The sequence below is a fragment of the Micromonospora sp. M51 genome, from assembly GCF_018070305.1.
Taxonomy (GTDB): Bacteria; Actinomycetota; Actinomycetes; order Mycobacteriales; family Micromonosporaceae; genus Micromonospora; species Micromonospora parva.
Genome location: NZ_JAGPXZ010000757.1, coordinates 1 through 2,839, shown reverse-complemented (window position 1 = coordinate 2,839; position 2,839 = coordinate 1). Strand labels below are relative to the sequence as shown.

The following is a 2,839-nucleotide window of genomic DNA, read 5'->3' as shown; positions in this document are numbered from 1 at the left end:
GAGGACGATGGGGACCCCTTCGTCGGACACGCCACTTTCATCCCTGAATTCCACCAGAAGATAGTGACGCATGCCGATGGATTTCGGCACCCGCCCCGGCGCGTCGACGGGACACGACCGGGGCCGGCCACCCCCGGGAGGGTGACCGGCCCCGATCGATCAGAGCAGTGGGTCAGGCGACGGTGACGGCAACCTCGTTGACACCCCGGCCGGCGGTGACCGCGGTGTCGCCGTTGCCGTGCCGGGACAACGCCCGCAGCGTCCACGAGCCCGGCGCGGCGAAGAACCGGAACTGCCCAGCGGCCGAGGTGACCACCTCGGCGGTGAACTCACCAGTCGAGTCGAGCAACCGGACGTACGCCCCCGGCACCGGCTCGGCCTCGGCGGAGCGGACGACACCGGTGATGACGGTTTCCTTCTCCAGGTCCAGGCTGGCCGGCAGCGGCGCGGCCTGGTCCGGTGCGGCGCAGCCCGCAGCGGTGGGAAGAGTCATGATCAGGCCTCCCCGGGTTCGTCGCCGAGCGCCACCGGCACACCGACCAGCGAGCCGTACTCGGTCCAGGAGCCGTCGTAGTTCTTGACGTTGCGGTGACCCAGCAGCTCCTGGAGCACGAACCAGGTGTGCGACGAGCGCTCACCGATCCGGCAGTACGCGATGGTCTCCTTGCCGTCGTCGAGCCCCGCGTCGCCGTAGATCTTGCGCAGCTCGTCGTCGGACCGGAAGGTGCCGTCCTCGTTGGCCGCCTTGGACCACGGCACGCTGATCGCGGTGGGGATGTGGCCGGCCCGCTGCGCCTGCTCCTGCGGCAGGTGGGCGGGGGCGAGCAGGCGACCGGCGAACTCGTCGGGGCTGCGCACGTCGACCAGGTTCTTGGTGCCGATCGCGGCGACGACCTCGTCCCGGAAGGCCCGGATGGAGGTGTCCGGCTCCTGCGCGACGTACTGCGTCGCCGGGCGGGACACCTGGTCGGTCACGAGCGGCCGGGCGTCCAGCTCCCACTTCTTGCGACCGCCGTCGAGCAGCTTCACGTCGCGGTGGCCGTAGAGCTTGAAGTACCAGTACGCGTACGCGGCGAACCAGTTGTTGTTGCCGCCGTAGAGGACCACGACGTCGTCGTTGCTGATGCCCCGCTCGGAGAGCAGCGCCTCGAACTGCGTCTTGTTGACGAAGTCCCGGCGGACCTGGTCCTGAAGGTCGGTCTTCCAGTCAATCTTGATGGCACCGGCGATGTGGCCGGTGTCGTAGGCCGAGGTGTCCTCGTCGACCTCGACGAAGACGACGCCCGGGGCGTCGAGGTTCTTCTCGGCCCACTCGGCCGAAACGAGTGCGGTGTCGCGACTCATCGAATCACTCCCTGGTGAGGATGGATGGTGAGCCAACGCGCGCGAATCGGTTGACGTATCTGTCGCACCACGCGCGGGACCCAGCTGAAGGACGGGATCACGGGTTCGTGCGACGGCGCCGCTGCCGGGCGTTCGGTGGGATAACCGGAGGGTGCGAGAACCCTGTGCCGGTGGCCGCCGTCAGGCGGCCGGAGACAGCCCCGCCGTCAGATGACGGGGCGACACAGGCAGGTGGCCACGCGGCACAGGTCGACCGCGCGCCGTTTGGTGAGGTGGGTCCCCATGGCCAGGGAGCCTACCAGCCAGTGACCGAGCTGCCACTCAGCCGACCACCATCCGGGAATCGACGGGCCTGCCAAGGATTTCGGCGTCCCACCGCGCCTCCGGCGTCAGCCGACCGAGTTGATCGGCACGTTCTTCGCGTCGGCGGTGACCGCCAGCCCTTCCGGCAGTGGACGGACCTCCCGGACGGCAAGTTGGAACGGCAGTTCCGGAAGCGGCACGTCGATGGAGATGCTCTTGGCGTAGTTGCTCAGGAACGCACGGGCCAGCGGCAGGTTCGGCAGACCCGCGGCGTCCAGGTCGTTGAAGCGCAGCGCGACCGCGCCGTTGTCGGCGACGGTGACGTCGGCGGTGCCGCTGATGGTGAGCCGCTGACCGAGGATGTCGGCCGGGGCCGTGACGGTGAGCTTGCCGTTCTGCTCGCCGAGGGTGAGCCCTGGGCGGTTCAGCAACGCGGCCAGACTCTCGTAGCTGATCGTGCCGGCGCCGTTGACGGTGTCCGCCACGATGTCGCCCTGGCCGGTGCGCAGGGTGTCCAGCGAGGCGCGCACGTCACGGGCGGTCACGTCCAGCACCGGCAGCCGGACGGCGTCGCCCTCGACCGAGGCCTGCACGTCCCGCAGGTTGATGGTGATCCGCTGGTAACGGCCATCGAGCACCTGGGTGAGGAACGGGACTCCGCCCACCTCCACCTCAGGGGCGGCGGACTGCGCGCCCTGCTTGGCGATCTCCTGCCGCACCCGGTCGGCGATGGTCCGCTCGGCAACCCCGACCGCCACCCGGTCGGCGACCACCAGCAACCCCGCCAGCAGCAGGAGCAGAACGAACAGCCCGATGAGCAGCTTGCGGCCACGCCGTCGGGGTCGCGCCTCGTCCACCGGATAGTCCCGCGCCACGCCGCCTCCTGTCTCCGCCCGTCGCGCCGCGACGGGGCGTTCGTACCGACGCCGCAGGGCGGCGCACCCGTAGGTACCCGACCGGCTCCGCGCTCAACCGTGACTCAGAGGAAGAGCATGCACATGGCGTACGCGGCGGGCGCCGCCAGAGCGAAGCCACCGAGTGGACCCTGCATGTGCCGGGCCACCCACATCGTGGGCGGTTCACCGGCCATCAACCGGCCCGCCTCCGCGTACCCCACGGCGAGGTCGGAGAGGACGGCGGTGACCGCCGCGACCAGGCCGATCACGGCGGCCCGGGTTGGCGTGAAGGGGGT

Annotated in this window: 4 protein-coding genes and 1 pseudogene; all 5 read right to left on the bottom strand. The window is 70.2% G+C overall.

The window, feature by feature from the left end; translation table 11 throughout:
- Positions 1 to 172: 172 nt before the first annotated feature.
- A complete protein-coding gene (locus KBX53_RS28250) occupies positions 173 to 493 on the bottom strand; it encodes a DUF1416 domain-containing protein (protein WP_030327770.1) in 321 nt (106 codons plus the stop codon).
- Between the two features lie 2 nt (positions 494 to 495).
- Positions 496 to 1,344: a sulfurtransferase gene (locus tag KBX53_RS28245; RefSeq protein ID WP_030327771.1), complete on the bottom strand. Its 849-nt coding sequence runs from the start codon at positions 1,342 to 1,344 to the stop codon at positions 496 to 498.
- A 206-nt stretch (positions 1,345 to 1,550) separates the two neighbouring features.
- The gene (locus KBX53_RS37325; protein WP_310503780.1) at positions 1,551 to 1,628 is read right to left on the bottom strand and encodes an Ms5788A family Cys-rich leader peptide; all 78 of its coding nucleotides are present in this window, start codon (positions 1,626 to 1,628) and stop codon (positions 1,551 to 1,553) included.
- A gap of 105 nt (positions 1,629 to 1,733) precedes the next feature.
- Positions 1,734 to 2,522 (bottom strand): DUF2993 domain-containing protein, encoded by a 789-nt coding sequence (locus KBX53_RS28240; protein ID WP_210862595.1) that lies wholly within the window; start codon positions 2,520 to 2,522, stop codon positions 1,734 to 1,736.
- A 104-nt stretch (positions 2,523 to 2,626) separates the two neighbouring features.
- Positions 2,627 to 2,839 (bottom strand): annotated as a pseudogene (locus KBX53_RS28235) (hypothetical protein); the annotation flags it as partial.

Coding starts and splice junctions, on each gene's coding strand:
- KBX53_RS28245 (WP_030327771.1), bottom strand. CDS start 1,344: ATGAGTCGCGACACCGCACTCGTTTCGGCCGAGTGGGCCGAGAAGAAC.
- KBX53_RS37325 (WP_310503780.1), bottom strand. CDS start 1,628: ATGGGGACCCACCTCACCAAACGGCGCGCGGTCGACCTGTGCCGCGTG.
- KBX53_RS28250 (WP_030327770.1), bottom strand. CDS start 493: ATGACTCTTCCCACCGCTGCGGGCTGCGCCGCACCGGACCAGGCCGCG.